The sequence below is a fragment of the Actinoallomurus sp. NPDC052308 genome (assembly GCF_040679195.1).
Lineage (GTDB): Bacteria > Actinomycetota > Actinomycetes > Streptosporangiales > Streptosporangiaceae > Actinoallomurus > Actinoallomurus liliacearum.
The window spans coordinates 1-22,062 of sequence record NZ_JBFAUM010000023.1 but is presented as its reverse complement, the minus strand read 5'-3'; the positions used below and the strand labels follow the sequence as shown (position 1 = coordinate 22,062).

Below are 22,062 nucleotides of genomic sequence, written 5' to 3'. Positions count from 1 at the left end.
GTCCGGTGACGGGCGGGCGTCCCCCTCGGCGCCCGCCCGGTCTCCGCGCCTGAGGCCATGCCGAATCACCCGGCGGCGCGGTCGCCCACCGGGCAGGGCGCGGCGGGTGCCGGGGCGGCAGCCACCGGGCGGGCGGCCCAGGACCGTACGGCACCGGACACCGCGGCGGTGAGGGCCAGTGCGATGACGACGGCGCCGTAGGCGGTGGCGGTCGCCCGCAGGCCGAACGACGGCACCGCCGCGCCCGCGACGACGGCGGGCACGCTGAAGGCCAGGTAGCTGACCACGTACACCGAGGCGAACAACTCCGCCCGCCACCCCGGGCCGGCCAGCGCCGCCAGGGACCGGAACGCCCCCAGGAAGGCGCTGCCGAAGCCGCAGCCGGCGATCGCCGTGCCGATGAAGAACAGGGGCGTCGAGGCCATGGCCAGCGCCAGGAGCGTCACGGCGGTTCCGGCGGCCAGCGCGGCCGAGCCGGCGGCCATGACGCGCTGCGGCGCCCGGTCGCGGACGAGCACCGAGGCCATGGCGCCCGCTCCGGTGAGGGTGGTGACGACGAGCCCGCCGACCAGGTGGTTGCCGATGTGCAGGACGCCGGCCGTCAGCGACCCGCCCAGGGACAGGTACAGGCCGCAGATCGCCCAGGTCGCCACCAGGCAGGGCGCGGTCGCCAGGAAGGCCGCGCGGGCCGGGACGGGAACCGCCGCCCGGGGCCGCAGGGAGGCCAGCGCGCCGGGGCGCGCGGTGACCAGGTCCGGCAGGAACGCCATCACGGCCGCCAGGATCACGAACGCCGCGGTGAGCCCCGCGAAGACCAGCGTCGTAGGGGCGGGGGCGTACTCCACCAGCGATCCGCTGCCCAGCGCGCCGGCGGCCAGGCCCAGGGCGGGCGCCACGCTGTTGACCAGCGACCCCGACCGGGCGCCGGGCTGCAGGTCGACCAGGCCGGCGCTGATGGCGCCGGTCGCGGCGCCGGTCGCCAGGCCCTGCACGGTGCGCGCCGCCAGGAGCGTCCCGACGTCGCCGGCGGTCAGGAACAGGACCATGGCGGCGGCCTCGGCCAGCAGTGCGGCGATCAGGACGGGCCGGCGGCCGAGGAAGTCCGAGAGCCCGCCGACGGTCAGCAACGCGATCAGCAGGGCGAGGGCGTAGACGGCGAAGATCTCCGTGAGGGTGGTCGCCGAGAACCCCCATCGGTGCTGGTAGACGACGTACATCGGGGACGGGGCGCTCGCGGCGCCCATGAAGACCAGCAGGGTCGCGCCGAGCAACCAGAAGCCGGCCGGGCGCGGCAGGCGCCGAACCGTACGGGCCGCCGCGGGCGCGACGCGGTCGTCCACTGTGGGCATGCGGTGCTCCTCCAATAGTTCTAAGATTCTCGAACCATTGGAGGCTACTCCGGCCCGGTCGATTGTTCAACTATTATCGAACCATGCAGCCCGGATCGACACGTGAGCTCGCCCATCCCGACGCCGCGGACTTCGTCCTGACGGACGTGCTGTTCGCGCTCAGCGATCCGGCGCGCCTGGAGATCACCCGCCGCCTCGCCGAGGGGCCTCTGGAGGTCGCGGCCTGCCAGCCCACCGGCGGCGACCTCCCCAAGTCGACCCTGTCCCACCACCTGAAGACGCTGCGCGAGGCCGGCGTCGTCCGCAACGACCCGCACGGCCGGCAGCGCTACGTCAGCCTGCGCCGCGACGACCTGGAGCAGCGGTTCCCCGGCCTCCTCGCCGCCGTCCTGCGTGCGGCCCCCACCGGCGAATGACCTTCTGACCGCCCATTACAGTGTCGCCCGCTGCCGCCAACGGAAGGACGACCCCGCCGTGTCCACGCTCGACTCCCCGATCCCGCGGTTCCACCTGGCCATGCCCGTCGACGACCTGGACGCCGCCCGCGTCTTCTACGGCGAGGTCATCGGCTGCGCGCAGGGCCGCAGCGCCGACACCTGGATCGACTGGAACCTGCACGGCCACCAGTTCGTCACCCACCTGGCACCGTGCCGAGCCGAGCGCGTGCACAACCCGGTCGACGGCCATGACGTCCCCGTGCCGCACTTCGGCCTGATCCTGACCATCCCGGAGTTCCACCGGCTCGCCGAGCGGTTCCGTGCGGCGGGCACCACGTTCGTCATCGAGCCCTACCTGCGGTTCGAGGGCCTGCCGGGCGAGCAGTGGACGATGTTCCTGCTGGACCCGGCGGGCAACGCGCTGGAGTTCAAGGCCTTCGCCGACGACGCGCAGGTCTTCGCCGTCTGAGCCCCGTGCCGCGAAACCGCGGCGGTGCCCGCGGCGGTCGGCCTCCGGTGTGTTCAGTGGATTCAGTAGCTCTTGCCCGCCTGGACGTCCACCGCCGAGTTGCCGCCCGGCCATGCGCTGGAGCTCTCGACGGGCGACGGGTGAGGACGGAGGCCTACGCTGGGCGGCATGCCGGATTCCGCATCCCTGCTGAGCATCGGGCAGGTCGCCGAGCGAACGGGCCTGAGCGTGCACGCGCTGCGCTTCTACGAGCGTGAGGGCGTATTGGTCGACCCGGTGCGGCGCGACCCGGCCGGCCGCCGGTTCTACAGCGAGAACGACGTCGAGTGGCTGACCGTGTGCATCATCCTGCGGGCCTCCGGCATGCCGCTGCCGGCGATCCGCCGCTACACCGAACTCGTCCGCGAAGGGGACGGCAACGAGGAGGAGCGCCTGGCGCTCCTGCGCGCGCATGGGGAGCGGGTCAGCGCCCAGATCGGCGACCTGACCCGGTGCCTGGACCTGGTGAACTACAAGGTCGGCGTCTACGAGGACATCCTCGCCGACCGGGCCGCTCCCTGCCGGCCGGCCTCGAGCGGACACTGATCCAGATCCTGGCACGCGCCGTCGCCGTCCGCCCCGACCCGCACGCGTAGCCCGAGGCCGCCCGCCGGGCCGCCGGCACACGCACTCGGCGATCGGCAGGTGCGGTTGTTCCCGCTCGGCCGTGGGGTGGGCCGGGCCCTTCAGGTGTCGCCGGCCGGGGGCTCGGCGAAGGCGCCGGCGGACGCGGCGAGGGCGGCGGTCCTGGCCGCCTGGCCGGGCAGGTCCGGGTCGGATGGCGTGCGGAGAAGCACCAGGTGGTGGTACAGGGGCGCGGTGGCGGCGATGAGCAGTCGCCGGGCGTCGGTACGCGGCGGGAGTTCGCCGCGCTGGACGGCCCGGCCGACGATGTCCTCGCAGCGGGCGTACCGGTCCTCCCAGAGCCTCCGTTGGGCGTGGTCGGCCTTCTCGGAGCGGAACGAGGCGGCGATCAGGGCCGCCATGATCGGCGGCTGGGCGGTCATGGCCGCCTGGATCTCATGGTTCAGCGCCGCCAGGTCGCCTTCCAGCGAACCGGTGTCCGGGGGCTGCCAGTCGTCGTCGCTCGCCGCGTCGAGGACGTCGGCGAGCAGGCCGCCGACGTCTCCCCAGCGCCGGTACACCGTCGCGCGGTGCACGCCGGCGCGGGCGGCGACGGCGTCCATGGTGAGCCCGTCATAACCGTGCTCGCCGAGTTCCGCGAGGACCGCGTCGAGCACCTGCGTACGGATACGGGCGGTCCGGCCGCCGGGGCGGCGTCGGGTCGGTGGCACGGGCCGGGTGTCCTCCGGTCGTGGCGCTGAGGGAGTCATCGCTGGTAGTCCGGTTGCTCGGTGGGGCGGCGTCGTGGCAGTATCTTAATGCAGCATTTGTCGCACTAGTAGAATCTTCGGGCCGACGGCGACGTCGGCCATCTCGGCCAGGACGGGCGGCTGCCGCCGAGCGCGACCGTCCACCTGGGGCATACGGCTCGGCGTCCGCCACAGCGCCTGACGCCCCAAGCCCGCGAACACCCCCTGCAGGAAGGAAACGACTGCCGATGCCGACCGCGCCCGACCCGACGGTGGTGCATCCGATGCCCGAGCAGCAGCGGGTGGTGCTGCTGAAGCCGCTGATCACCTCGCCGCTGATCGAGGTCGGAGAGTTCTCTTACTACGACGATCCGGACGATCCGACCGCCTTCCAGGCTCGTAACGTGCTGTACCACTACGGGCCGGAAAAGCTGATCATCGGGAAGTTCTGCGCGCTGGCCGAGGGCGTGCGGTTCATCATGAACGGCGCCAACCACCGTATGGACGGCCCCTCGACGTTCCCCTTCCCGATCATGGGCGGTTCCTGGGCCGAGCACTTCGACCTCATCACCGGCCTGCCCGGGCGGGGCGACACCGTCGTCGGCAACGATGTCTGGCTCGGGTACGGGTCCATGGTGATGCCCGGCGTCCGCATCGGCCACGGCGCGATCATCGCCTCCGGATCCGTCGTCGTCGACGACGTCCCCGACTACGGCATCGTCGGCGGCAACCCCGCCAGGCTCATCCGCCGCCGCCACAGCGACGCGGAGATCGACCGTCTCCTGGCCCTGGCCTGGTGGGACTGGCCGCTCCAGCACATCACCGAGCACCTCCGCACGATCATGTCCGGGAGCATCGACGACCTGGAGAACGCCGCGCCCGCGCTCCCGCACCGGTGATCCACCCGCATTGCAGCACTGAGAATCGAGCTGTCAGCATGCCTGTTCCGTCCGACCACGACCCCTTCGCAGGCTGGCTTCGCGGCCATGCCGTCCCGCTCACCCACCTCGACCCTGAGGCGCCGCTCGACGACCTGGAACCGCTGCGCGACATCGTCGGCGACGCGCGCGTGGTCGCGATCGGGGAGAACTCCCACTTCATCACCGAGTTCTCACTCATGCGCCGGCGCATCCTGCGGTTCCTGGTCGAACGCTGTGGTTTCACCGTCCTGGCCTTCGAATACGGCTTCAGCGAAGGCTTCCCCCTCGACGCCTGGGCCCAGGGTGAGGGGACCGACGATGATCTGTCGGCCCATCTCGCCGGGACGATCCCCGTGGGAGTCGACGAGCCGCTGCGCTGGATGCGCCGGCACAACGCCACGGCCTCGAGGCCGGTGCGTTTCGCCGGGATCGACATCCCGGCGGCCGGTGGATCGTTGCTTCCCGCCCTGGCCCCGGTCGCCGACTATCTGCGCCAGGTCGATCCCGAAACCCTGCCGGCGGTCCAGACGGCGATGCGGATCGCCGGATCGTTCGCCGGAGCCTCCGCGGCCTCGGCCGCACCGGCCTGGACCCGCCTGGCCACCGCCGAACAGGACGCCCTCAGCGCGATCCTGATGCGCCTGCTCATCCGGTTCCGCGCCGTCGAACCGCTGTACGTCTCCCGCGGTGACCGGCGCGGCTACGACATCGCCCTGCGTCGCCTCGAAGCCGCCTGCCACGCGGACTACGGCTTCCGCGCCATGGCCGACCTCTTCGCCGGAAGCGGCCTGACCGCCGACACCTCGGCCCGGGACGTCTACATGGCCGGGTCGGTCCAGTGGCACCTGGAGCGTGCCGAACCCGGGACCCGCATCGTGCTGGCGGCCCACAACGCCCACATCCAGAAAACGTCGGTCTCGTTCAACGGTCACCTCACGGGGCTGCCGATGGGACAGCACCTGCACGGCGTTCTCGGCGATGAGTACTTCGCCCTCGCCCTGACGAGCGTCAACGGGCACACGGCCGACATGCGCCCCGACGAGAAGGCGCGCTTCGGTTTCGCCATCGACGACACCGCGCTGGAGCCGCCCGAGCAGGGAAGCATCGAAGCCGCCTTCGCCGACGCCGGCCTCGGGCTCAGCATCGCCGATCTTCGCCGGGCACACCCGGAGACCCCCGGCCCCGACCGCGTCCGGATCCAGAGCGCCTACCTGCACACCCCCGTCATCGATGCGTTCGACGGCATCCTCAACACCTCGACCTCCACCGTGATCGACGACGTCCGGAAGGACTGACACATGATCTTCACCCAGGCCGAACTCGACTACCTGGCCACACAGCCCATCGGGCGGCTGGCCACCGTCTCGCCCGATGGGCAGGTGCAGAACAACCCGACCAATTTCCACCTCGATGCCGGTACCGGAACGATCTTCATCGGCGGGGGAGCGATGGGCAGGTCGAAGAAGTTCCGGAACGTCCAGCAGGGCAGCACGGTCGCGTTCGTCGTGGATGACCTGGCGACGATCGACCCCTGGGCGCCCCGGGGCATCGAGATCCGGGGCAACGCGGTGGCGCTGACCGACCAGGAGCCACCCGTGCCCGGCATGTCCCGAGAGATGATCAGGATCACCCCCACCAAGATCGTCTCGTGGAATCTCGACGGGCCGCGGGCGAGCCGCACGGTGTGAAGCACCGCACCGGGGCTCCCGCCCTCTCCGGGGCGGCCCGGCCCGGAGGCGGCGCGCGCACCGCCTCCGGGCCGGGCCGTACGCCTCGGGCACCTGGGTGACGATCTCCATCCGGGAATCCTCACGGTCACGCGACCCACGACGGAACGACCTGGCCCAGCCGGGCCGGGTCGGTCAGTGCGCGGATCGCGGTGACGGCACCGTCCGCGACCGTGAAGGCCATGACGGTGACCGGCCGTCCGCGAACGGTGATGAGAACGCCCGGGACGCCGTCCACGAGCACTGGATGCCCCAGCGCGTCCGGACGCGCGAACCGCGCCGCCTGGGCGGCGACCTCGTCCGCGCCGCGGACGACGACGGTCCCCTCGGGACCCTGGGCCCGCATCTCGACCCCGGGCGCGAGCACGCTCAGCAACGCTGCGACGTCGCCCCGGCCCGCCGCCGCGAGGAACGCGTCGACGACGTCCCGGGCCGCGGCGTTGGCGTCGGCCGTAGGTACGCCCGACCGCAGCCGTCCCCGGGCCCGGCTGGCGAGCATCTTGGCGGCCGCGGTGCTGCGGCCAAGGACGGCGGCGATCGCGTCGAACGGGACCTCGAAGATGTCATGGAGTACGAATGACACCCGTTCCGCCGGGGTGAGGGCGTCCATGACGACGTACAGCGCGAGGCCGACGGACTCGGCCAGCACGGCCTCCTCCTCGGGATCGATTCGAGAGTCGCCGATCGCCTCCCGCGGGAGTGCGCCGACGTGAAGTTCGAGGGGCTGCTCGCCCCGCGCCCCGCGCCTGCGAAGCGCGTCCAGGCAGATCCGGCTCGTCACCGTGGTGAGCCAGCCACGCAGGTCCTCGATGCCGCCGCGACCGGACCGCGCGAGCCGCAGCCACGCCTCCTGGACGGCGTCATCCGCGTCGGCGTGCGAGCCGAGCATGCGGAACGCGATCGCGTGAAGCTACGAGCGCTGTGTCTCGAACTCCGCGGCGAACTCTTCCTCTACGGTCACGGTTCTCCTTGGCGTACGGCGGTGTCACTACCAGGACGCATCGCGCGCCGGTGAGGTAACTCCCGGACCGGCGTTACCTTCCGCCGCGACCGGACGTCGTAGTGCCGTTCACCGATCCAAAGGCTCCCTGGAGGAGAGATGGCAGCACGCATCCAGAACGCGGCGAATCAACCCGATATCACACCGGCCATCCAGCACCTTTTCAAGGAGGTGTACGCCGGCGGCGTACCGCGTCAGACGCTCGAGCTGGTGCATCTGCGCGCGAGCCAGATCAACGGCTGCAGCGCCTGTGTCGACGCCGGCGCAACGAGCGCGGCCAAGGCCGGTGTCGGCCCCGAGAAGCTGTTCACCCTCGCCGCCTGGTACGAGAACCCGCTCTTCGACGACGCCGAGCGGGCCGCGCTCGCCCTCGCCGAGGCCGCGACCAGGCTCTCCGACCGGCCCGGCGCGGTCACCGACGAGATCTGGGCCGAGGCCGTGCGGCATTACGACCAGCGGCAGCTCGGTGCCCTGGTGCTCATGGTGGCGATCACCAACTTCTTCAACCGCATCAACACGACCTTCCGGGTGCCCGCCGGGACCACGTGGGACTGACCGTTCCGGCCATGCGCGGCGATCGGAACCCGATCGCCGCCCCGCTCGTGATCAGCGGGGCTCAGCTGAAGCCTGGACGTCCTGGATGGCGCGTACGGCGCTGCGAATCGCGGGGATCTGCTCGGCCTCGCGGTGACGGATCAGATGCAGGGTGCGGGGCCGGAGCCGTGTCGCCGCGCGCACGGTGACACCGGGATCCTGGAAGGCGTCGAGCGCGAGTTGCGGGAGCAGGCCGATGCCCAGCCCGCGAGCGATCAACGCCTGGGTGACCACGTAGTCGTCGGTCCCATGCCGGATGTCCGGGACGAAGCCGGCCTCCTGGCAGGTCTGCCGCAGGTTCGCGGTGCAGCGCGTACAGCCCGCGATCCACTGCTCCCCGGCGAGCAGCCGCAGGTTCACCGGCCGGTCCGGTGACAGGGCGTGCGGATGGGATCGCGGCAGGACCAGCCGTACGGCGTCCTCACCCAGCACCGTCCCGACGAGCCCGGGAGGATCGAGCGGTACCTCTCCGCCATGGGTGAAGGTCACGGCCAGATCGACCTCCCCGGCGTTGATCAGGTCGAGGGCCTCGGGGGGTTCGGCCTCGCGGAGCCGTACGTCGATGCCGGGGTGCCGCCGGCTAAGCAGGCTCATGGCGGCCGGGACGACGGTGGCGCTGGCCGAGGGGAAGGCGGCCAGCCGGACGGAGCCGCGGCGCAGGTGGGTCAGGGCATCCAGGTCGTCGGCGGCGGCCTGCAGCCGTGCGGCGATGGCGTCGGCGTGGCGCAGCAGCACTTCTCCCGCCTCGGTCAGCTGGACTCCGCGCGGGCGGCGGACCACGAGCGCCGTGCCGGCCTGGCGCTCCAGTTGACGAAGGTGCTGGCTGACCGCCGGCTGGGTCCACCCGAGTGCGCGGGCGGCACCCGCGATCGACCCCGCGCGCCCGATCTGACGGAGGATGAGCAGGCGCTGGACGTCCATGCTCAAAGTATTGCTTGGGTCTTGCCCAAGAAAGCCAGGTCTTCCTATGATCCACCGCGTCGCGCCACGATGGCCCGATGACGCGAACAATCGGCTTGATCGGCGGCATGAGCTGGGAATCCTCCGCCGAGTACTACCGGCTCCTCAATGAGGAGGTCCGCCGCCGACGGGGCGGCCACCACTGCGCGCCGAGCCTGCTGCTGACCCTGGACTTCGCCGAGATCAAGGCCATGCAGCGCGCCGGCGACTGGGAGAACGCCGGTCGGCGATTGGCCCAGGCGGCCCGGACTCTCGAGCAGGGCGGCGCGCGGATGATCCTGCTGTGCACCAACACCATGCACCGTGTCGCCGAGGCCATCGAGGCAGAGATCACTGTGCCGTTCGTCCATATCGTCGACGCGACCGCGGCGCGGATCACCGAAGCCGGCCACACGACCGTCGGACTGCTCGGCACGCGTTTCACCATGGAGATGGACTTCTACCGGTCCCGGATGCGCGAGCACGGCGTACGGGTCATCGTCCCCGGCGAATCCGACCGCACGCTGGTGCACGACGTCATCTACCAGGAGCTCACCCAGGGCCGCGTCAAGGACTCCTCACGCGACGCCTACCGCCGGATCATCGCCGGCCTCGCGGGGCAGGGCGCCGAGGCCGTCATCCTCGGCTGCACCGAGATCACCCTGCTCATCGGCGCCGATGACAGCCCGATCCCGATATTCGACTCCACCCGGATCCATGTCGAACACGCCGTGGATCTGGCCTTGGGCGATCGGTCACGCTGTTCACCGTGACCCGGTGATCGGCCGCCCGGGCGCTCGCCGAGCCGGTTCCGGCGATGCCCGGCACCGATCCCAGGCCGTTCTTGTGCTACCTGACCACCGAGGGCCTGGACCGTGAGGCTAACCCCCGGCGGGCGATGCGGGTGCGCGACCGGATCAACGCGTCGGGGCCGCCAAGTCGAAGCGGAAATCGGGCGGTGCCTGGCTTCGCAAGCGGGCGAACAAGTCGTCCAGGGCGTCGTGACCCGCGTCGTTGGCCGTTCGCTTCCATGGAGCGGTGGGCGTCGGCGATGTCGGCCAGGTCGCGTGGTGGTAGCCGGGGTCAGGTCGTGACGACCGGCGCCTGCAGCTCGGCGACCCACTCGTCCGGATTCTTCGAGGAGTTGAGTGTGACCTCCCGCGCGTGCCCGTCGAATCGGTAGCCGTGCGGGTCGATCCAGCGGACCAGTTGCTGGCTGGTGCTCAAGAAGCCATGGGTCATGCCGCGGTGCACGATCGTGGCGGCGCGCTCGACGGGGGGCAGCGAGGCGGTCTGGAAGTCCGGGCCCTCGGTGACTCCTGGGGGAACGGGGAGGCCGGCGTGCACGACGATCCCGTAGTCGCCTTCGTCAGGGGTCTGGAAGTAGATGGTGCGGGGGCCGGTCGGAGCGATTCCGGCAGAGTCGAGCCGTCGGCACGGCTCGTCGAACAGCCCGCCGATGAGCGGGCTGGTGTCGTCGGGGCTGAAGCTTGCAGCCGTTCCGCTCAGCTCGGCCAGGCGGATGGCGGGCAGTTGCCTGATGACGACGTCTTCCTGCGGCATGGAACTCTCGTTCTCGATCGATCGGAGCCTCGCTTCGACCTGGACCAGGCTGGATGCCGCCTCCGCGAGGGCTGCTTCCAGTTCGGCGCGTCGCAGCCGCAGCATCCCGCGCAACTCCTCGGTGCTGACGTCCTGGTCGAGGATCGTGTGCACCTCCTGCAGCGTGAAGCCGAGGTCCTTCGGCGCAACGATCCGGTTGAGGCGGGACAGCTGTGCCGCCTTGTAGAAGCGGTAGCCGCTGGACTGGTCCACGTGCGCGGGGCGCAGGAGACCTATGGCGTCGTAGTGCCTGAGCATGCGGATCGAAACACGTCCGTGCCTGGCGAAGTCTCCGATGGTGAACATGACGCTCTCGAGTGTCGGCCCTCACACTGTGGCAGGGTCAAGGAGCGGCTTGGCCGTGACCTGTGGCACCTCAACGTCGGCTCCACACAGACCGTGCTGATGGCCGACGGCAGCACCGCCCGCCTGAAGGTCGCCGCCGTGTACGAGGCGCTGCGCGGCGAAGACGTGGCCTACCTGCCGCCGCAGTTCGCCGCGACCGCCCAGTACGCGCGGGACGGCCTCGCCCGCCGCGCGTACATCACCCTGGACCCGGGCATCGACCGGGTCGCGGCCACCGCGGCCATCCGCAAGGCGGTCGCCGGCACGGGCGCCACCTTCATGACGCGGGACGAACTGGTCGCGTCGGAGTTCGCCTACGCCCGGCACCTGACCGAGGTCCGGCAGCGCTCCACCGCGGTGATCATGTGCTCGCGCTCATCGGCACGGTGCTTCCGGTGGCCCGCGTCCCTTAGCGGGAATTCTCGGCCGGATATGACCACGGCCCAGGGCGGTCAGCCGCCTGCGGTGGCGATCGCCCAGCCCGCCGGGGGCAGGCTCACCCGTCCTTCGTGGATCCGCCCGCCGCCCGCGGCGTGCGCCCAGCCGCCGGGCGGAAGGGGGAGCTCGGCGGGCCGGTCGGCGGCGTTGAGGGCGACCGCCACGGCCTCGCCGTCGTGACCGGCGGTGTAGACGATCGCGGTGTTCGTCAGCGTCGCCACCTCGGTACGGGCGCGGACCAGCCACGGGTGCCGCCGCCGGAACCCGATGAGGTCCTGGTGGAGCCGGTAGTGGGGGCGGCCGTGCCCGGCCAGGCCCGCAGGGTCGTCGGGGAAGGCGGGCCGGATCGCGTCGTCGCCGCCCTCGCGGTCCTCCTTGACCCCCCGGAACGCCAGCTCGTCCCCGGAGTAGATCGCGGGGATCCCGCCGACCGTGCACAGGATCACCAGGGCGTGCTCCAGGTGACGCGGCTCGCTCAGCCGGCTGGCGATCCGGGTGACGTCGTGGTTGCCGACGAAGGTGTGGGGCGCGAAGGTCTCCAGCAGGGCGTTGTGCCGTTTCAGGGCCCAGGCCAGCTCGAAGAGGTTGCGGTCGTTGAGCGAGCTCCAGACCGCCTTCCACAGCTCGTACTGCGTGACCGAGTCCAGCCCGCCCTCGGTGACGTAGGAGGCGTAGTCGCCGTGGATGACCTCGCCCATCAGCCAGGCGTCGGGGAACCGCGCCCGGACCCGGTCGGTGACGGTGCGCCAGAACGGCGCCGGCACGGCGTAGGCGGCGTCCAGCCGCCAGCCGGACACGCCGCGCTCGAGCCAGTGCGTCATCACGCGGCTGACGTAGTCGGCGACCTCGGGTTCGTCGTGGTTGAGCGCGACGAGCCGGTGGTGGCCCTCGAAGGTCGCGTAGTCGCCGTCGGGCGCAGGACGGAACCAGGAGGCGTACCGTGAGCGCGGCCCGTGCACGGCGGCGTCGGCGAAGGCGGGGAAACCCCGGCCGACGTGGTTGAACACCCCGTCCAGCAGCACCCGCACCCCGCGTTCGGACGCCTGCTCGATGAGTCGGAGCAGGTCCTCCTCGGTGCCCAGCCGCGGATCGACGCGGAAGTGGTCGACGGTGTCGTAGCCGTGGGTCTGGGAGGCGAACACCGGCCCGAGCGCCAGCCCGTTGCAGCCCAGGGCGATCAGGTAGTCCAGCCAGTTCGCCAGGCGGGACAGCCGGGGCACCGGCGGCGCGGACGGCGGCAGGGCCTGGCGTTCGGCGCCGGTGAACCCGAGCGGGTACACGTGCCACCAGACGGCGTGTTCGGACCAGTGCATGCGAGATCCCGTCAGTGCTCGGTGGGCCGGCCGCCCTGGCGGCCGGAGTGGGGGAGGTCGCCGGCGAGCCGGTCCATCAGCGTCCCGGCGAGCCGCAGGACCTGGCGTTCGGTGTCCGACAACCCGGCCATCGCCGAGGCCAGCCACGCGTCGCGCTCGGCCATGTCACGGGCCAGCGCGGCGATCCCCGCCGGGGTGATGGCCAGCACCGACTGCCGGCGATCGCGGTCGTCGCGGATCCGGGTGATCAGACCGGCCCGCTCCAGCTCGGCGAAGACCCGGGTGAGGGACTGCGGCCGCTGGTACTCGGCGGCGGCGAGCTCCCCGGCGGTGGCCGGGCCGTACTGACGCAGATGGCTCAGGACGCCGAGCTTGTTGGCGCTGAGCGCGCCGGGCGCACGCGCCGCGCGCAGCCGCCGCCCGAGCCGGGTGACGCCCTGGCGCACCTGCGCGGCGCCCTCCAGGAGTTCGGTGTCCTCGTCCACCTTGCTCACATTACTACGCTATCACTTATGATTCCTGTACGAGTGACCAGCTGCGATGCCGTCCGGATCCTTTGATCTCGTACGCATCTCGTAAGATCTGATGCTGGTCCGCCGCCGCCGTCAGGCCGGCAGTGCCTGCCGTCTGCTGCCGGCCTGACGGCGGGGGTGGTCGGTGGCTACCTCAGATGCCGGGTGAGGAACCGGGCCGAGGCGTCCCCCTCGAACTGAGGGACGCCGGCGTGCCCGCCCATATTGGCGTGCAGCGTCTTCTCCTTGGAACCGAAGGCGTCGAACAGGTCCAGGGCCGCCTGCCGGTCGTTTCCTTCGTCGTCCCACTGCAGCAGGACGTGCAGCGGAATGGTGACCTGCCGGGCCTCCTCGAACGTGGTGCGGGGCACGAAGCTCCCGGCGAACAGAATGGCGGCCGAGATGCGCGGCTCGACCACCGCCAGCCGGACGCCGATGGCGATGACTCCCCCCGAGTACCCGACCGGGCCGCCGATCTCGGGCAGCGAAAGGAGGGCGTCCAGGACGGCCTGCCATTCCGGGACCGCCTTTTCGACCAGCGGCGGGACGAGCCGGTCGACGATCTCGTCGTCGACCGGCTCGCCGGCCTGCAGCGCCCGGCGCAGGTCGGCGCGGGCCTGCTCGGCGGCTGCCGAGCGGGGCCGGTCACCGCTCCCGGGGAGCTCGATGGCGGCCGCGGCGAAGCCGGCCTCCGCCGAGTGCCGAGCCCGGCCCACCAGCCGGGGGTACATCTTGTGCAGTCCGCCGGGGTGGCCGAGCAGGATCAGGGGCGCCGGCGCGGACGCGGAGGCGGAGGCGGGTGTCCAGAGGATGCCGGGGATCTCGCCGAGGGTGAATTCGCGTTCGAGGGCGCCGTCGTCGAGGCGCTGCTCGGAGGTGAATCGCATGGTCGTGCCTTTCGGGAGTGCTCGTGAACGGCGCTCCCGGACGACCTATCGCCCGACCGTGACCCCGGAGGGGAGCACCCATGTCGATACTGCGTTCACGGGTACCACCTCCTCGTTCTCCGGCACGGCCTCCGGCAAAGTAGCAGTGGTCGCCGTGGTCCGCCAACGGGTTTTCGCGGAGGCTCCGTGGCCGGACGCCACGGAGCCACTCGCCTGACGGCCAAGGCCGTGTGGTCAAGGGCTTCGGAGCACCACGCAGGGCTACTTGGGGGCGGGTCAGGTCGGTGCGGGGGCCTCCGCCGTAACGATGTAGAGCGTCACCGCGGCGAAGAATGGACTCCGTGCGAGGTGGTCCAGCCACCCGTCGGCCTGCCGACGGGTGAGATAGCCGGCGGCCACGGCGCGCTCGGTGTTGCGTTGGAGACCGAGGACCTGGTCGGCGGCCTGGACCTCGCGGAAGACCGAGGTGACCGGGACGACCGACGTGACGGCGAATCCTGCTTCCTCGGCCAGCCGAGGAAGCTGCCGCCCGACGATGGCATTGCGCACGATCCGGTCGGTGATGTGGCGGGTGTACGCCCGGGCGACGTCCAGGTCCGGGTGGTCGACGGCGAGCGAGTCCCAGTCCGGTTCGGCCATGACGAGTCGGCCGCCGGGGCGCAGGACCCGCCGCGTCTCCGCCAGAACTCCGGGAACGTCGGCGACGTGCTGAAGCACGCGGTCGGTGCGCACCCGATCCGCGGAGCATGGGGGAAGCGGCAGCGCGTGCACGTCGGCCATCAGCACATCAGCGTGTGGCAGGCCGGCGATTCGAGTCAACGCCTGACGGGTCATCTGAGGGTCGGAGTCGACCCCGAGAACCATCCCCGCGGGTGCCGCCGCGCGCGCCAGCGCACCGAGGTCGGTGCCCGGGCCGCAGCCCAGGTCCAGGACGAGGTGGCCCGGTCGGACGGCCAGTGCGTCGAGCACGGCCTGCTTGTAGGAGTGCGCGACATCGGTGGCGGCGAGTCGATCCTGGTAGGCCACCTTGTCGGGGACCACGGTCTCGAAGATGCGCCCCGCGACATGAGCGAGGGATTCGATCTCGCCTTCGAGCACCTCGCGGCCGGCAGAGGTCAGGCGCATCGGGCGCCTCCTGCCCTCTCCCTCCAGATACTCGATCAATCCCTTGCCGCGCAGCCGTGCGAGCGCGCTGGACAGACTGCCACGGCCGAGCCTCTCGCCGGTCATCCGCTCGATCGCGGTGTTGACGGCATAGCCGTGCAACGGGCCGTCCGCCAACGCGGACAGGACGAGCATCTGGGCGTCGTTGGTACGCACTGGCACTCCCGGACAGTGGGCGGCGGGTTCCCCCAATGACACGCGACGCGTGCTATTACTTCGTAGTATGCACGCTGCGGCCGGCCGGCGGCCGCCGACCCCGACTCGAAAGGCTTCGATGTTGCGCGTCACCGACCCCCTCTACGCCCTGTACACCCGCCGACTTCGCCGGCAGCTCCAGGACGGAGAGGCGCCAGGGCACATCGGGCTGATCATGGATGGCAACCGCCGCTGGGCACGCCGGCGAGGCATCGGGAACCCCAGCCTCGGTCACAAGTACGGCGCCGAACACGTGGAGAACGTGCTGTCCTGGTGCGAGGCACTCCAGATCAGGCATGTCACGGTGTTCGTCTGCTCCGCGGAGAATCTCCAACGACGCGGTGACGCCGAGGTCGCCTTCCTGATGCAGGTGATCGAGGACGTCCTGACCCCGCACCTCACCAGGCCGCTGCCGCGCTGGCAGGTACATATCGCCGGAGCGCTCGACACGCTGCCCGACACCACTGCCCGCGCCCTCAAAGAGGCGGTCGAGGCCACGCGAGAGTGCACCACCGGGGCGCATGTGACCCTCGCCGTCGGATACGGCGGCCGCCAGGAGCTCGTGGACGCCATGCGGGATCTGCTGTACGAGCAGGCGGAGACCGGCAGATCGATGCGGGACGTCGCCGCAGACCTGACCGCGGACGACATCGCCCGCCACCTGTACACCGCCGGCCGGCCGGACCCCGATCTGGTCATCCGCACCAGCGGAGAGCAGCGCATGTCGAACTTCCTGCTGTGGCAGAGCGCTTACTCGGAGCTGTACTTCTGCGAGGCGTATTGGCCGGCATTCCGTGAGGTCGACTTCCTGCGTGCCGTACGCGCGTATGCCGCCCGGCAGCGCCGCTATGGCGCCTGACGCCCCGGACCCGCGTGGCTCGCACACCGGACGCACACGTGTCGCCTTACGGCGGTTTCGGGAGTCCAGGGCCGTGATCGATGGCGGCCGGGGTGCGGGGCTCCACGGACCGGGGCGCCGCCGCGCCTCGGCCCTGCGAAACCAGGCCGGGGGCGCGGCGGGCGACGTCACGGACCTCCGCGACTCCTCAGGGCTCGAGGTCCGTCACTCCCTTGCCGCTCGAGATATCGAACGGCACGGAGGCCTGGTCGTGCACGATCAACCAATTCCCGTCGATCTTCCGGAAGCAGAAAGTGCCCCGGACCCACATGCCGTTCGTCGCCGTCCCGTTCTTCAGCGTGCCGCTGAGCCGGCCGAAGAGGTGGCCGAACGCCAGGTCATCGCCCACGGTGAGCGTCAGGTCGCGAACCTCATAATCCACTTCCTGGAAGAACGTGAACGCGTTCGTCCAGTTCTTCAGTTTCGCGGCTATCCCCACATGCTGCAGCGGCGGCTCGACGTCGAAGGACACGACGTCCGTCGCGTAAAACCGCCTCAGGCCCTCGAGGTCCTTGGCCCGGATTCCTTCGACCATCTTGCCGATCTGCTGCCTGATCTCGGCTTCGTCTACCTCGCGCTGCGCGGGCATCGCCACCCGTCCCTTCCATTCGGTGCGGAATCTCGGTCTTCCACCAGTACGACGGCACAGCACCATGGAATGTCAGGCCCGCGGCCGCCGTACGACTCGGTTCCCCGGGCGACAGCCTGGTTCCACCGAGCCGCACCGGCCGGCCTCCTCGGGGTGCCTGCAGCCTTGGTGGGGTGAAAGATTCGGGGTTGGTGCGGACATGTGGTGCTGTCCATCGACACCGTTCCGAGGAAGCTGCATCTGTTGGACGAGCACGAGTTCGCGGTCGTCTACGCGAAGAACTACCAACCGCTGCTGGGCTATGCCCTGCGGCGCTGTCAGTCTCCCGACGACGCCGCCGACGTGGTGGCCGAGACCTTCACCGTCGCTTGGCGCCGTGCGGATGAGATGCCGCCCGGTGATGAGGCCCGCCTCTGGCTGTACGGGGTGGCGCGCAGGGTGATGGCCAATCACCTGCGCGGTGAGCGACGGCATTCGATCAAGACGGCGATGTTGCGTGACGAATTGGCCTCCGCGCCCGCCGTCGCGCCGGCACGGCTTGAGGACACGCCTGTGGCCCAGGCGTTCGCGAAGTTGCCGGACGCCGACCGTGAGCTGCTTGCCCTGGTCGCCTGGGAGGGGCTGGGCAACGCCGAGATCGCCAAGGTCCTCGGCTGTTCTCGTAACGCCGTGAGCATCCGGTTGCACCGCGACCGTCCTCGATCCGCCTCGCAGCGGAGGTGCTCGACAAGGCGGCGCGCATCACCGAAACACGGCCCGCCGCCCCGGTGCCGAGACCGGAACAGTGGCTGTACTGGACGGGGCTCGAGTATCACTACCACGGCGGAACCGGCGTGAAAAGGTTCGAGATCTGGACGCGTTTCGACGGTAAACAGGACGCCACAATGTCGAACGGCAAGCTCGTGGTCAGCCGAGAGTGGGCGGACAGGCCCATCACCGATGGCTCGCCGGTGGGCGCCTACCGGATCCTGGCCGCACTTCCCACGGACCCGCAGGCGATGCTCACCACTCTGTACCGCAAAGTCGGCAGCGAATGGCGGGGGGAGGGTGTGATCGGGGACCGTCGGGCCTTCGAGAACATCAAGCAACTGCTGTGGAACTCACCGGTCAGCCCACCACCGCGCGTGCAGGCGGCGATGTACCGGGCGCTGGCGAGGATTCCGGGAGTCACGGTCCGAACGTCCGTCGAGTACGCCCCCGGCCGGACGGCCATCGGCATTTACGCCCCGCCGTTGCCCAACCACAACGCGTCCGTGATCCTCCTCGACCCGGCGACCTACCGGATGATCGGCATGCTCGGCTCCCTTTCGCTCACCCGGAGCAGCGCCATCCTGGTGGCCCGCCCAGGCCAACGCTGACCGACAAAGCGGCCGCTTCCAGAGCCCGCTCACATCGGTGAGCGGGCTCCGACGACCGTCGCCGACGCGCGGCCACCATCGGTCGCCCGCCACATCGGCTCCGAGGCCCTGGATCCGCCTCTGGCATCATGGCCGCGAGTCCGCCGAAACGGACACGTATCGGGCGTGATCCGGCGAGCGCGCCCTCAGACCAGGAGGTCGCTTGCTGGAGGACACCGCGCGACGGCGTGGCGCGATGGAGCATACGGTCGGCCTGATCCTCGCCGCCACGGCCGCCGTCCTGTGGGGGGTGGGCGGTGTCGCGGCCCAGGAGCTGTTCCAGCGGCACGGCATCGACCCGCGCTGGCTGGTCGCCGTGCGCATGACGGGAGCCGGGCTGCTGCTGCTGGCGGTCTTCCGCCCGGCCTGGCCGGGCCGCCAGACCGTGCGGCTTCTCGTCCTGGGCATCGTGGGAATGGCCGCGACCCAGTACACGTGGTTCGCGGCCATCGCGCACTCCGACGTCGCGACGGCCACATTCCTGCAGTACAACGCCATCGCCATCACGGCCGGGTGGCAGATGCTGCGCGGTGAGATCCGTCCGACGCCCCGGCGGCTGGCGGCGCTGGCGGCTGCGGTGGTGGGCGTGGCCCTGCTCGTACTGGGTCAGCGCGGCGGCCTCGCCGCCCTGCGGGTCAGTCCCCTCGGCGTCGTGTTCGGCCTGGCGTCCGCCGTCGCCTTCGCGTACTACATGCTGGCCTCGGCGCGCATGGTCCGGGTCATCGGCTCCGGAGCGACCACGGCGTGGGCGCTGAGCTTCGCGAGCGTGCCCATGCTCGTGTGGAATCCGCCCTGGCAGGTCCATCCGGTCGGAGACGCGGTCACCGTGACCGCGCTGACCGGGATCGTGGTCGTGGTGTCCACGGCGCTCGCCTTCAGCCTGTCCGTCGCCGGGCTGCGCCGCGTCACGGCCACCGAATCGGCCATCGTCAGCACGATCGAACCGGCCGTCGCCGGCCTGGCCGGGGCCCTGTTCCTCGGCGTACGGCTGCTGGCCCCGCAGTACCTCGGCGCCGCCCTGATCCTGGTCGCCGTGCTGCTGCTGACCGCCGCCGACCGGCCCGAGACGGCCGTCCCGCCGCCGAGCCGACCGGAGGACGACGCCGCCGCCCGAACCGGTTCCCGCCCCGTTCCGGACTCGGGACGGTGAGCGTCCCGGTCGGTCAGGCGGGGATGCTGAGGGCGACCATGGCGATGTCGTCGTCGGCGGGATCGTCGAACGTGTCGACCAGGCCCCGCAAACGGTCCATCAGGGCCGGCGCGGCGAGCCCGCCGCAGTCGGCCAGGAACGCGTGCAGCCCGTCCTCACCGAACCGGGTGCCGCCGCGGTGGGCGTCGATCAGCCCGTCGGTGTGCAGCAGCAGCGTGTCACCGGCGGCCAGTTCCACGTGGACGTTGTCGAACACCGCACCCTCGAGGCAGCCGATGATGGGCCCGCGCAGTTCCCGGCTCTCCAGCCGACCGTCGGCGCGCAGCAGGATCAGCGGGGGATGCCCGCCCGCGGCGAGCGTGATGATCGCCCCGTCGGGGCCGGGACGCACGATCGCCGCCGCGGCGGTGCAGAACCACATCTCCGCGCCGCCGGGCCCGTACACGGCCTGGTCCAGTTTGATCGCCGCGTCCAGGCCCGTCAGCATCCGCGCAGGATTGGGGCGGGTGATCGCCTCGGTCCGCAGCGTGTAGCGGACCAGGGAGGTACGGCCGGCCGCCTGGGCGCCCTTGCCGACGACGTCGCCGATGAACAGGCCCCACCGCCGGCCGTGCTCGTCGAGCGGGAACAGGTCGTAGAAGTCCCCGCCGATCGGCTCGATCGCCGGCTGGTAGTGCGCGGCGATCTCACAGTGCGGCAGCTCGGGCAGGCCCGGGGGCAGCAGCGATCGCTGCAGGGCGTCGGCCAGGGCCGCCAGCTGGGTCTTCTCCCGCTCGGCGGTCTCGTGCACGGCGCGTTCGAGGGCGGCGGCGCGCAGCGCCGACAGCCGCAGCTCCAGGTGCTCCATGGCCAGGGCCGCCAGGTCGGCGAGCACGGTCAGCTTCTCCGAGGCGACCTCGCGCGGCCGAGGGCCCATGACGTTCACCGTTCCGAGGCGGTGCCCGTCGGCGGTCGTGATGGGCGCGGCCGCGTAGAACCGCACCCCGGGCTCGCCCGCCACCAGCGGGTGCCCTGCGGCGTGCCGGTCCTGCGCGGTGTCGGCGACGGCGTACGGCCCGGGCCGGCGAACCGCCTCGGCGCACAGGCCCGGCTCACGGCTCACCTGCGCGACGCCCGGCAGCCCGGACGACGCGACGAACCACACCCGGTCCTCGTCGACGATCGTCACGCTCCCGATCGGCGCGTCCAGGACCCTGGCCGCCAGCGCGGCGACGCGATCCAGCACCGCGTCCGGCGGAGAGCCGAGGATCTGGTAGCGGCGGACGGCCGCGAGCCGCCCGCGTTCGCCGGTGTCCATGACCGGGATCGGCGGCAGGGACCCGTCCGGGACCTCGAACGATTCCATCAGCCGCGCTCCCTGTGCCGCCCGCCCGTGGGCATGATCAAAGCGTGATCATCCCACATGTCCCGGCACCGGCCGTCCGGGCCGGCCGTTCCACTATGCCCGATGTGAATCACCACATCAGACACCGTGCGGGACACGATGGGGTTGCGGTTCGGCCCCGCCGGGCGGCCCGGCACGACCCGGCACCATCCGTCACTGTCGGTGACGGCCGCGGGTGGCGGTGCGGCCGTCGCACCGGGCGCGCCCTACGGTGGGAGGCGACATGCGCACCATCAAGCACTCCGGTGTCCACGAGCTGGAGATCCGCCGGTCCCGGTTCATCTGCGCCTTGGCCCGCGTCCTCACCGAGGAGGAGGCGCAGGCGTTCATCGCCGCGCGCCGCCGCGCCCACCGGGACGCGACCCACAACTGCACCGCCTACGTCCTGGGCGAGCACGGGGAGATCACCCGCAACAGCGACGACGGAGAACCGGCCGGGACCGCCGGCCTGCCCATGCTGGAGGTCCTGGGCCGCCGGGGCCTGACCGGCGTGGCCGCGGTGGTCACCCGGTACTTCGGCGGCGTCAAGCTCGGCGCGGGCGGCCTGGTCCGCGCCTACGGGCAGGCGGTCGCCGAGACGATCGACGCGGTGGGCGTGGTCGAGCGGCGTCCCGTCGTGACCGTCACCGTCACCGTCGGCCACGACCGGGCCGGCCGGCTCCAGCGGGACCTGCACGCCACCCCCTATCCGCCGGTCGGCGCCCGCTACGGCCCGAGCGCCGAGATCGACGTCGCGGTGCCGGAAGAGGAGCTCACGGCGTTCGACACCTGGGTCGCGGCCGCCACCGGCGGGCAGGCCGCCGTGCGGCGCGGCGCCCGCGCCCTCGTCGACGTCGAGATCTGACGCCTCACCGGGAACCGCTCGAGGCGATGACGGTCCGCCGAAGATCCTGCCAGGAGATGTCAGGTATCGCCGGAATGATCGACCCGTCACCAACGAAAGGAAGGGCGGCGTCATGACCGCGATCGCCTCTTTGGCCATGTTCAACTTTGACTGCGCCGACCCCGGCGCGCTCGCCGAGTTCTACCACGAGGTCCTCGGCATGCCGATCACCCATCGCGAAGGCGACTACGCGATGATCGGCGACGGCGTGACCAACATCGGTTTCGGGCGCGTCGAGGGCTACCGGCCGCCGAACTGGCCCGACGAGGACGCTCCTAAGCGCTACCACCTCGACCTGTACGCCGACGACCTGGAGGAGGCCGAGGCGCGCTGCGTGAAGCTGGGCGCCTCCCGCCCGGACTTCCAGCCGGGAGGCGAACGCTGGCGGGTGCTGCTGGACCCGGCCGGCCACCCCTTCTGCGTCTGCCCACGCCCGGCCTCCTGACGACCGACCATTCCGATGCGCGGCAGGCCGCGCGCGGACCCGGGCCGTCCGGCGCGCGAATCGCGCGCCGGAC

General features: G+C 71.4%; 25 protein-coding genes. 14 read left to right on the top strand and 11 right to left on the bottom strand.

Annotation, left to right across the window (positions count from 1 at the left end; all coding sequences use genetic code 11):
- Nucleotides 1-65 precede the first annotated feature (65 nt).
- Nucleotides 66-1,349, bottom strand: a complete 1,284-nt coding sequence (locus AB0L00_RS35205; RefSeq protein WP_364441593.1) for an MFS transporter — start codon at nt 1,347-1,349, stop codon at nt 66-68.
- Between the two features lie 83 nt (nt 1,350-1,432).
- On the opposite strand from AB0L00_RS35205, the gene AB0L00_RS35200 reads away from it, so the two are divergent.
- The 3 genes from AB0L00_RS35200 to AB0L00_RS35190 all read left to right on the top strand — a co-directional run bounded on the left by AB0L00_RS35200 (nt 1,433) and on the right by AB0L00_RS35190 (nt 2,840).
- A complete protein-coding gene (locus AB0L00_RS35200) occupies nt 1,433-1,765 on the top strand; it encodes a metalloregulator ArsR/SmtB family transcription factor (RefSeq protein WP_364441592.1) in 333 nt (110 codons plus the stop codon).
- 58 nt (nt 1,766-1,823) lie between these two features.
- Entirely contained in the window at nt 1,824-2,255 is a 432-nt protein-coding gene (locus tag AB0L00_RS35195; protein ID WP_364441591.1) for a VOC family protein, read from the top strand.
- Nucleotides 2,256-2,423: 168 nt separating this feature from the next.
- A complete protein-coding gene (locus AB0L00_RS35190) occupies nt 2,424-2,840 on the top strand; it encodes a MerR family transcriptional regulator (RefSeq protein ID WP_364441590.1) in 417 nt (138 codons plus the stop codon).
- Nucleotides 2,841-2,980: 140 nt separating this feature from the next.
- Here AB0L00_RS35190 and AB0L00_RS35185 read toward each other — a convergent pair whose 3' ends face one another.
- On the bottom strand, nt 2,981-3,589 hold the full coding sequence (locus tag AB0L00_RS35185; RefSeq protein WP_364441588.1) for a TetR/AcrR family transcriptional regulator: 609 nt from the start codon (nt 3,587-3,589) through the stop codon (nt 2,981-2,983).
- A gap of 266 nt (nt 3,590-3,855) precedes the next feature.
- Here AB0L00_RS35185 and AB0L00_RS35180 point away from each other — a divergent pair, with 266 nt between their 5' ends.
- The 3 genes from AB0L00_RS35180 to AB0L00_RS35170 are packed head-to-tail and all read left to right on the top strand — an operon-like array spanning nt 3,856 to nt 6,215.
- The gene (locus tag AB0L00_RS35180) at nt 3,856-4,506 is read left to right on the top strand and encodes a CatB-related O-acetyltransferase (protein ID WP_364441587.1); all 651 of its coding nucleotides are present in this window, start codon (nt 3,856-3,858) and stop codon (nt 4,504-4,506) included.
- A 38-nt stretch (nt 4,507-4,544) separates the two neighbouring features.
- Entirely contained in the window at nt 4,545-5,822 is a 1,278-nt protein-coding gene (locus AB0L00_RS35175) for an erythromycin esterase family protein (RefSeq protein WP_364441586.1), read from the top strand.
- Between the two features lie 3 nt (nt 5,823-5,825).
- Complete coding sequence (locus AB0L00_RS35170; RefSeq protein WP_364441585.1) at nt 5,826-6,215, top strand: PPOX class F420-dependent oxidoreductase; 390 nt, start codon at nt 5,826-5,828, stop codon at nt 6,213-6,215.
- 127 nt (nt 6,216-6,342) lie between these two features.
- Here the strand turns inward: AB0L00_RS35170 and AB0L00_RS35165 are convergent, their stop codons facing one another.
- Complete coding sequence (locus tag AB0L00_RS35165; RefSeq protein ID WP_364441730.1) at nt 6,343-7,155, bottom strand: sigma-70 family RNA polymerase sigma factor; 813 nt, start codon at nt 7,153-7,155, stop codon at nt 6,343-6,345.
- Between the two features lie 198 nt (nt 7,156-7,353).
- Here AB0L00_RS35165 and AB0L00_RS35160 point away from each other — a divergent pair, with 198 nt between their 5' ends.
- Entirely contained in the window at nt 7,354-7,809 is a 456-nt protein-coding gene (locus AB0L00_RS35160; protein WP_364441583.1) for a carboxymuconolactone decarboxylase family protein, read from the top strand.
- Between the two features lie 51 nt (nt 7,810-7,860).
- Here AB0L00_RS35160 and AB0L00_RS35155 read toward each other — a convergent pair whose 3' ends face one another.
- Nucleotides 7,861-8,769, bottom strand: a complete 909-nt coding sequence (locus AB0L00_RS35155; RefSeq protein WP_364441582.1) for a LysR family transcriptional regulator — start codon at nt 8,767-8,769, stop codon at nt 7,861-7,863.
- Nucleotides 8,770-8,846: 77 nt separating this feature from the next.
- On the opposite strand from AB0L00_RS35155, the gene AB0L00_RS35150 reads away from it, so the two are divergent.
- Nucleotides 8,847-9,560: an aspartate/glutamate racemase family protein gene (locus AB0L00_RS35150; protein WP_364441581.1), complete on the top strand. Its 714-nt coding sequence runs from the start codon at nt 8,847-8,849 to the stop codon at nt 9,558-9,560.
- A gap of 310 nt (nt 9,561-9,870) precedes the next feature.
- Here AB0L00_RS35150 and AB0L00_RS35145 read toward each other — a convergent pair whose 3' ends face one another.
- The 5 genes from AB0L00_RS35145 to AB0L00_RS35125 all read right to left on the bottom strand — a co-directional run bounded on the left by AB0L00_RS35145 (nt 9,871) and on the right by AB0L00_RS35125 (nt 15,204).
- Nucleotides 9,871-10,695 (bottom strand): MerR family transcriptional regulator, encoded by an 825-nt coding sequence (locus AB0L00_RS35145; protein WP_364441579.1) that lies wholly within the window; start codon nt 10,693-10,695, stop codon nt 9,871-9,873.
- A gap of 491 nt (nt 10,696-11,186) precedes the next feature.
- Nucleotides 11,187-12,485: an alpha-amylase family protein gene (locus tag AB0L00_RS35140; RefSeq protein ID WP_364441578.1), complete on the bottom strand. Its 1,299-nt coding sequence runs from the start codon at nt 12,483-12,485 to the stop codon at nt 11,187-11,189.
- Between the two features lie 11 nt (nt 12,486-12,496).
- Nucleotides 12,497-12,979, bottom strand: coding sequence for a MarR family transcriptional regulator (locus tag AB0L00_RS35135; protein ID WP_364441576.1), 483 nt, complete (start codon nt 12,977-12,979; stop codon nt 12,497-12,499).
- 167 nt (nt 12,980-13,146) lie between these two features.
- The gene (locus tag AB0L00_RS35130; protein ID WP_364441575.1) at nt 13,147-13,884 is read right to left on the bottom strand and encodes an alpha/beta hydrolase; all 738 of its coding nucleotides are present in this window, start codon (nt 13,882-13,884) and stop codon (nt 13,147-13,149) included.
- A 276-nt stretch (nt 13,885-14,160) separates the two neighbouring features.
- Entirely contained in the window at nt 14,161-15,204 is a 1,044-nt protein-coding gene (locus AB0L00_RS35125; RefSeq protein ID WP_364441573.1) for a methyltransferase domain-containing protein, read from the bottom strand.
- A gap of 121 nt (nt 15,205-15,325) precedes the next feature.
- On the opposite strand from AB0L00_RS35125, the gene uppS reads away from it, so the two are divergent.
- Nucleotides 15,326-16,102, top strand: coding sequence for a polyprenyl diphosphate synthase (gene uppS / locus AB0L00_RS35120; protein WP_364441729.1), 777 nt, complete (start codon nt 15,326-15,328; stop codon nt 16,100-16,102).
- A gap of 187 nt (nt 16,103-16,289) precedes the next feature.
- On the opposite strand, the gene AB0L00_RS35115 is transcribed toward uppS, so the two are convergent.
- Complete coding sequence (locus tag AB0L00_RS35115) at nt 16,290-16,730, bottom strand: nuclear transport factor 2 family protein (protein WP_364441727.1); 441 nt, start codon at nt 16,728-16,730, stop codon at nt 16,290-16,292.
- 201 nt (nt 16,731-16,931) lie between these two features.
- Here AB0L00_RS35115 and AB0L00_RS35110 point away from each other — a divergent pair, with 201 nt between their 5' ends.
- The 3 genes from AB0L00_RS35110 (at nt 16,932) to AB0L00_RS35100 (ending at nt 19,277) form a co-directional block, all read left to right on the top strand.
- Nucleotides 16,932-17,567 carry a sigma-70 family RNA polymerase sigma factor gene (locus AB0L00_RS35110; RefSeq protein WP_364441572.1) on the top strand — a complete coding sequence of 212 codons (636 nt, stop codon included), beginning with the start codon at nt 16,932-16,934 and terminating at the stop codon, nt 17,565-17,567.
- Nucleotides 17,450-18,088 (top strand): CU044_5270 family protein, encoded by a 639-nt coding sequence (locus AB0L00_RS35105; protein WP_364441569.1) that lies wholly within the window; start codon nt 17,450-17,452, stop codon nt 18,086-18,088. Before AB0L00_RS35110 ends, AB0L00_RS35105 begins: the two co-directional genes overlap by 118 nt.
- Before the next feature lie 202 nt (nt 18,089-18,290).
- A complete protein-coding gene (locus AB0L00_RS35100) occupies nt 18,291-19,277 on the top strand; it encodes a DMT family transporter (RefSeq protein ID WP_364441567.1) in 987 nt (328 codons plus the stop codon).
- A gap of 13 nt (nt 19,278-19,290) precedes the next feature.
- On the opposite strand, the gene AB0L00_RS35095 is transcribed toward AB0L00_RS35100, so the two are convergent.
- On the bottom strand, nt 19,291-20,622 hold the full coding sequence (locus tag AB0L00_RS35095) for a GAF domain-containing SpoIIE family protein phosphatase (protein ID WP_364441565.1): 1,332 nt from the start codon (nt 20,620-20,622) through the stop codon (nt 19,291-19,293).
- A 262-nt stretch (nt 20,623-20,884) separates the two neighbouring features.
- Between AB0L00_RS35095 and AB0L00_RS35090 the strand changes: the two genes are divergently transcribed.
- Together AB0L00_RS35090 and AB0L00_RS35085 are read left to right on the top strand one after the other, a co-directional pair.
- Nucleotides 20,885-21,505, top strand: a complete 621-nt coding sequence (locus AB0L00_RS35090) for a YigZ family protein (RefSeq protein WP_364441563.1) — start codon at nt 20,885-20,887, stop codon at nt 21,503-21,505.
- A 112-nt stretch (nt 21,506-21,617) separates the two neighbouring features.
- Nucleotides 21,618-21,989: a VOC family protein gene (locus AB0L00_RS35085; protein ID WP_364441562.1), complete on the top strand. Its 372-nt coding sequence runs from the start codon at nt 21,618-21,620 to the stop codon at nt 21,987-21,989.
- Nucleotides 21,990-22,062 lie beyond the last annotated feature (73 nt).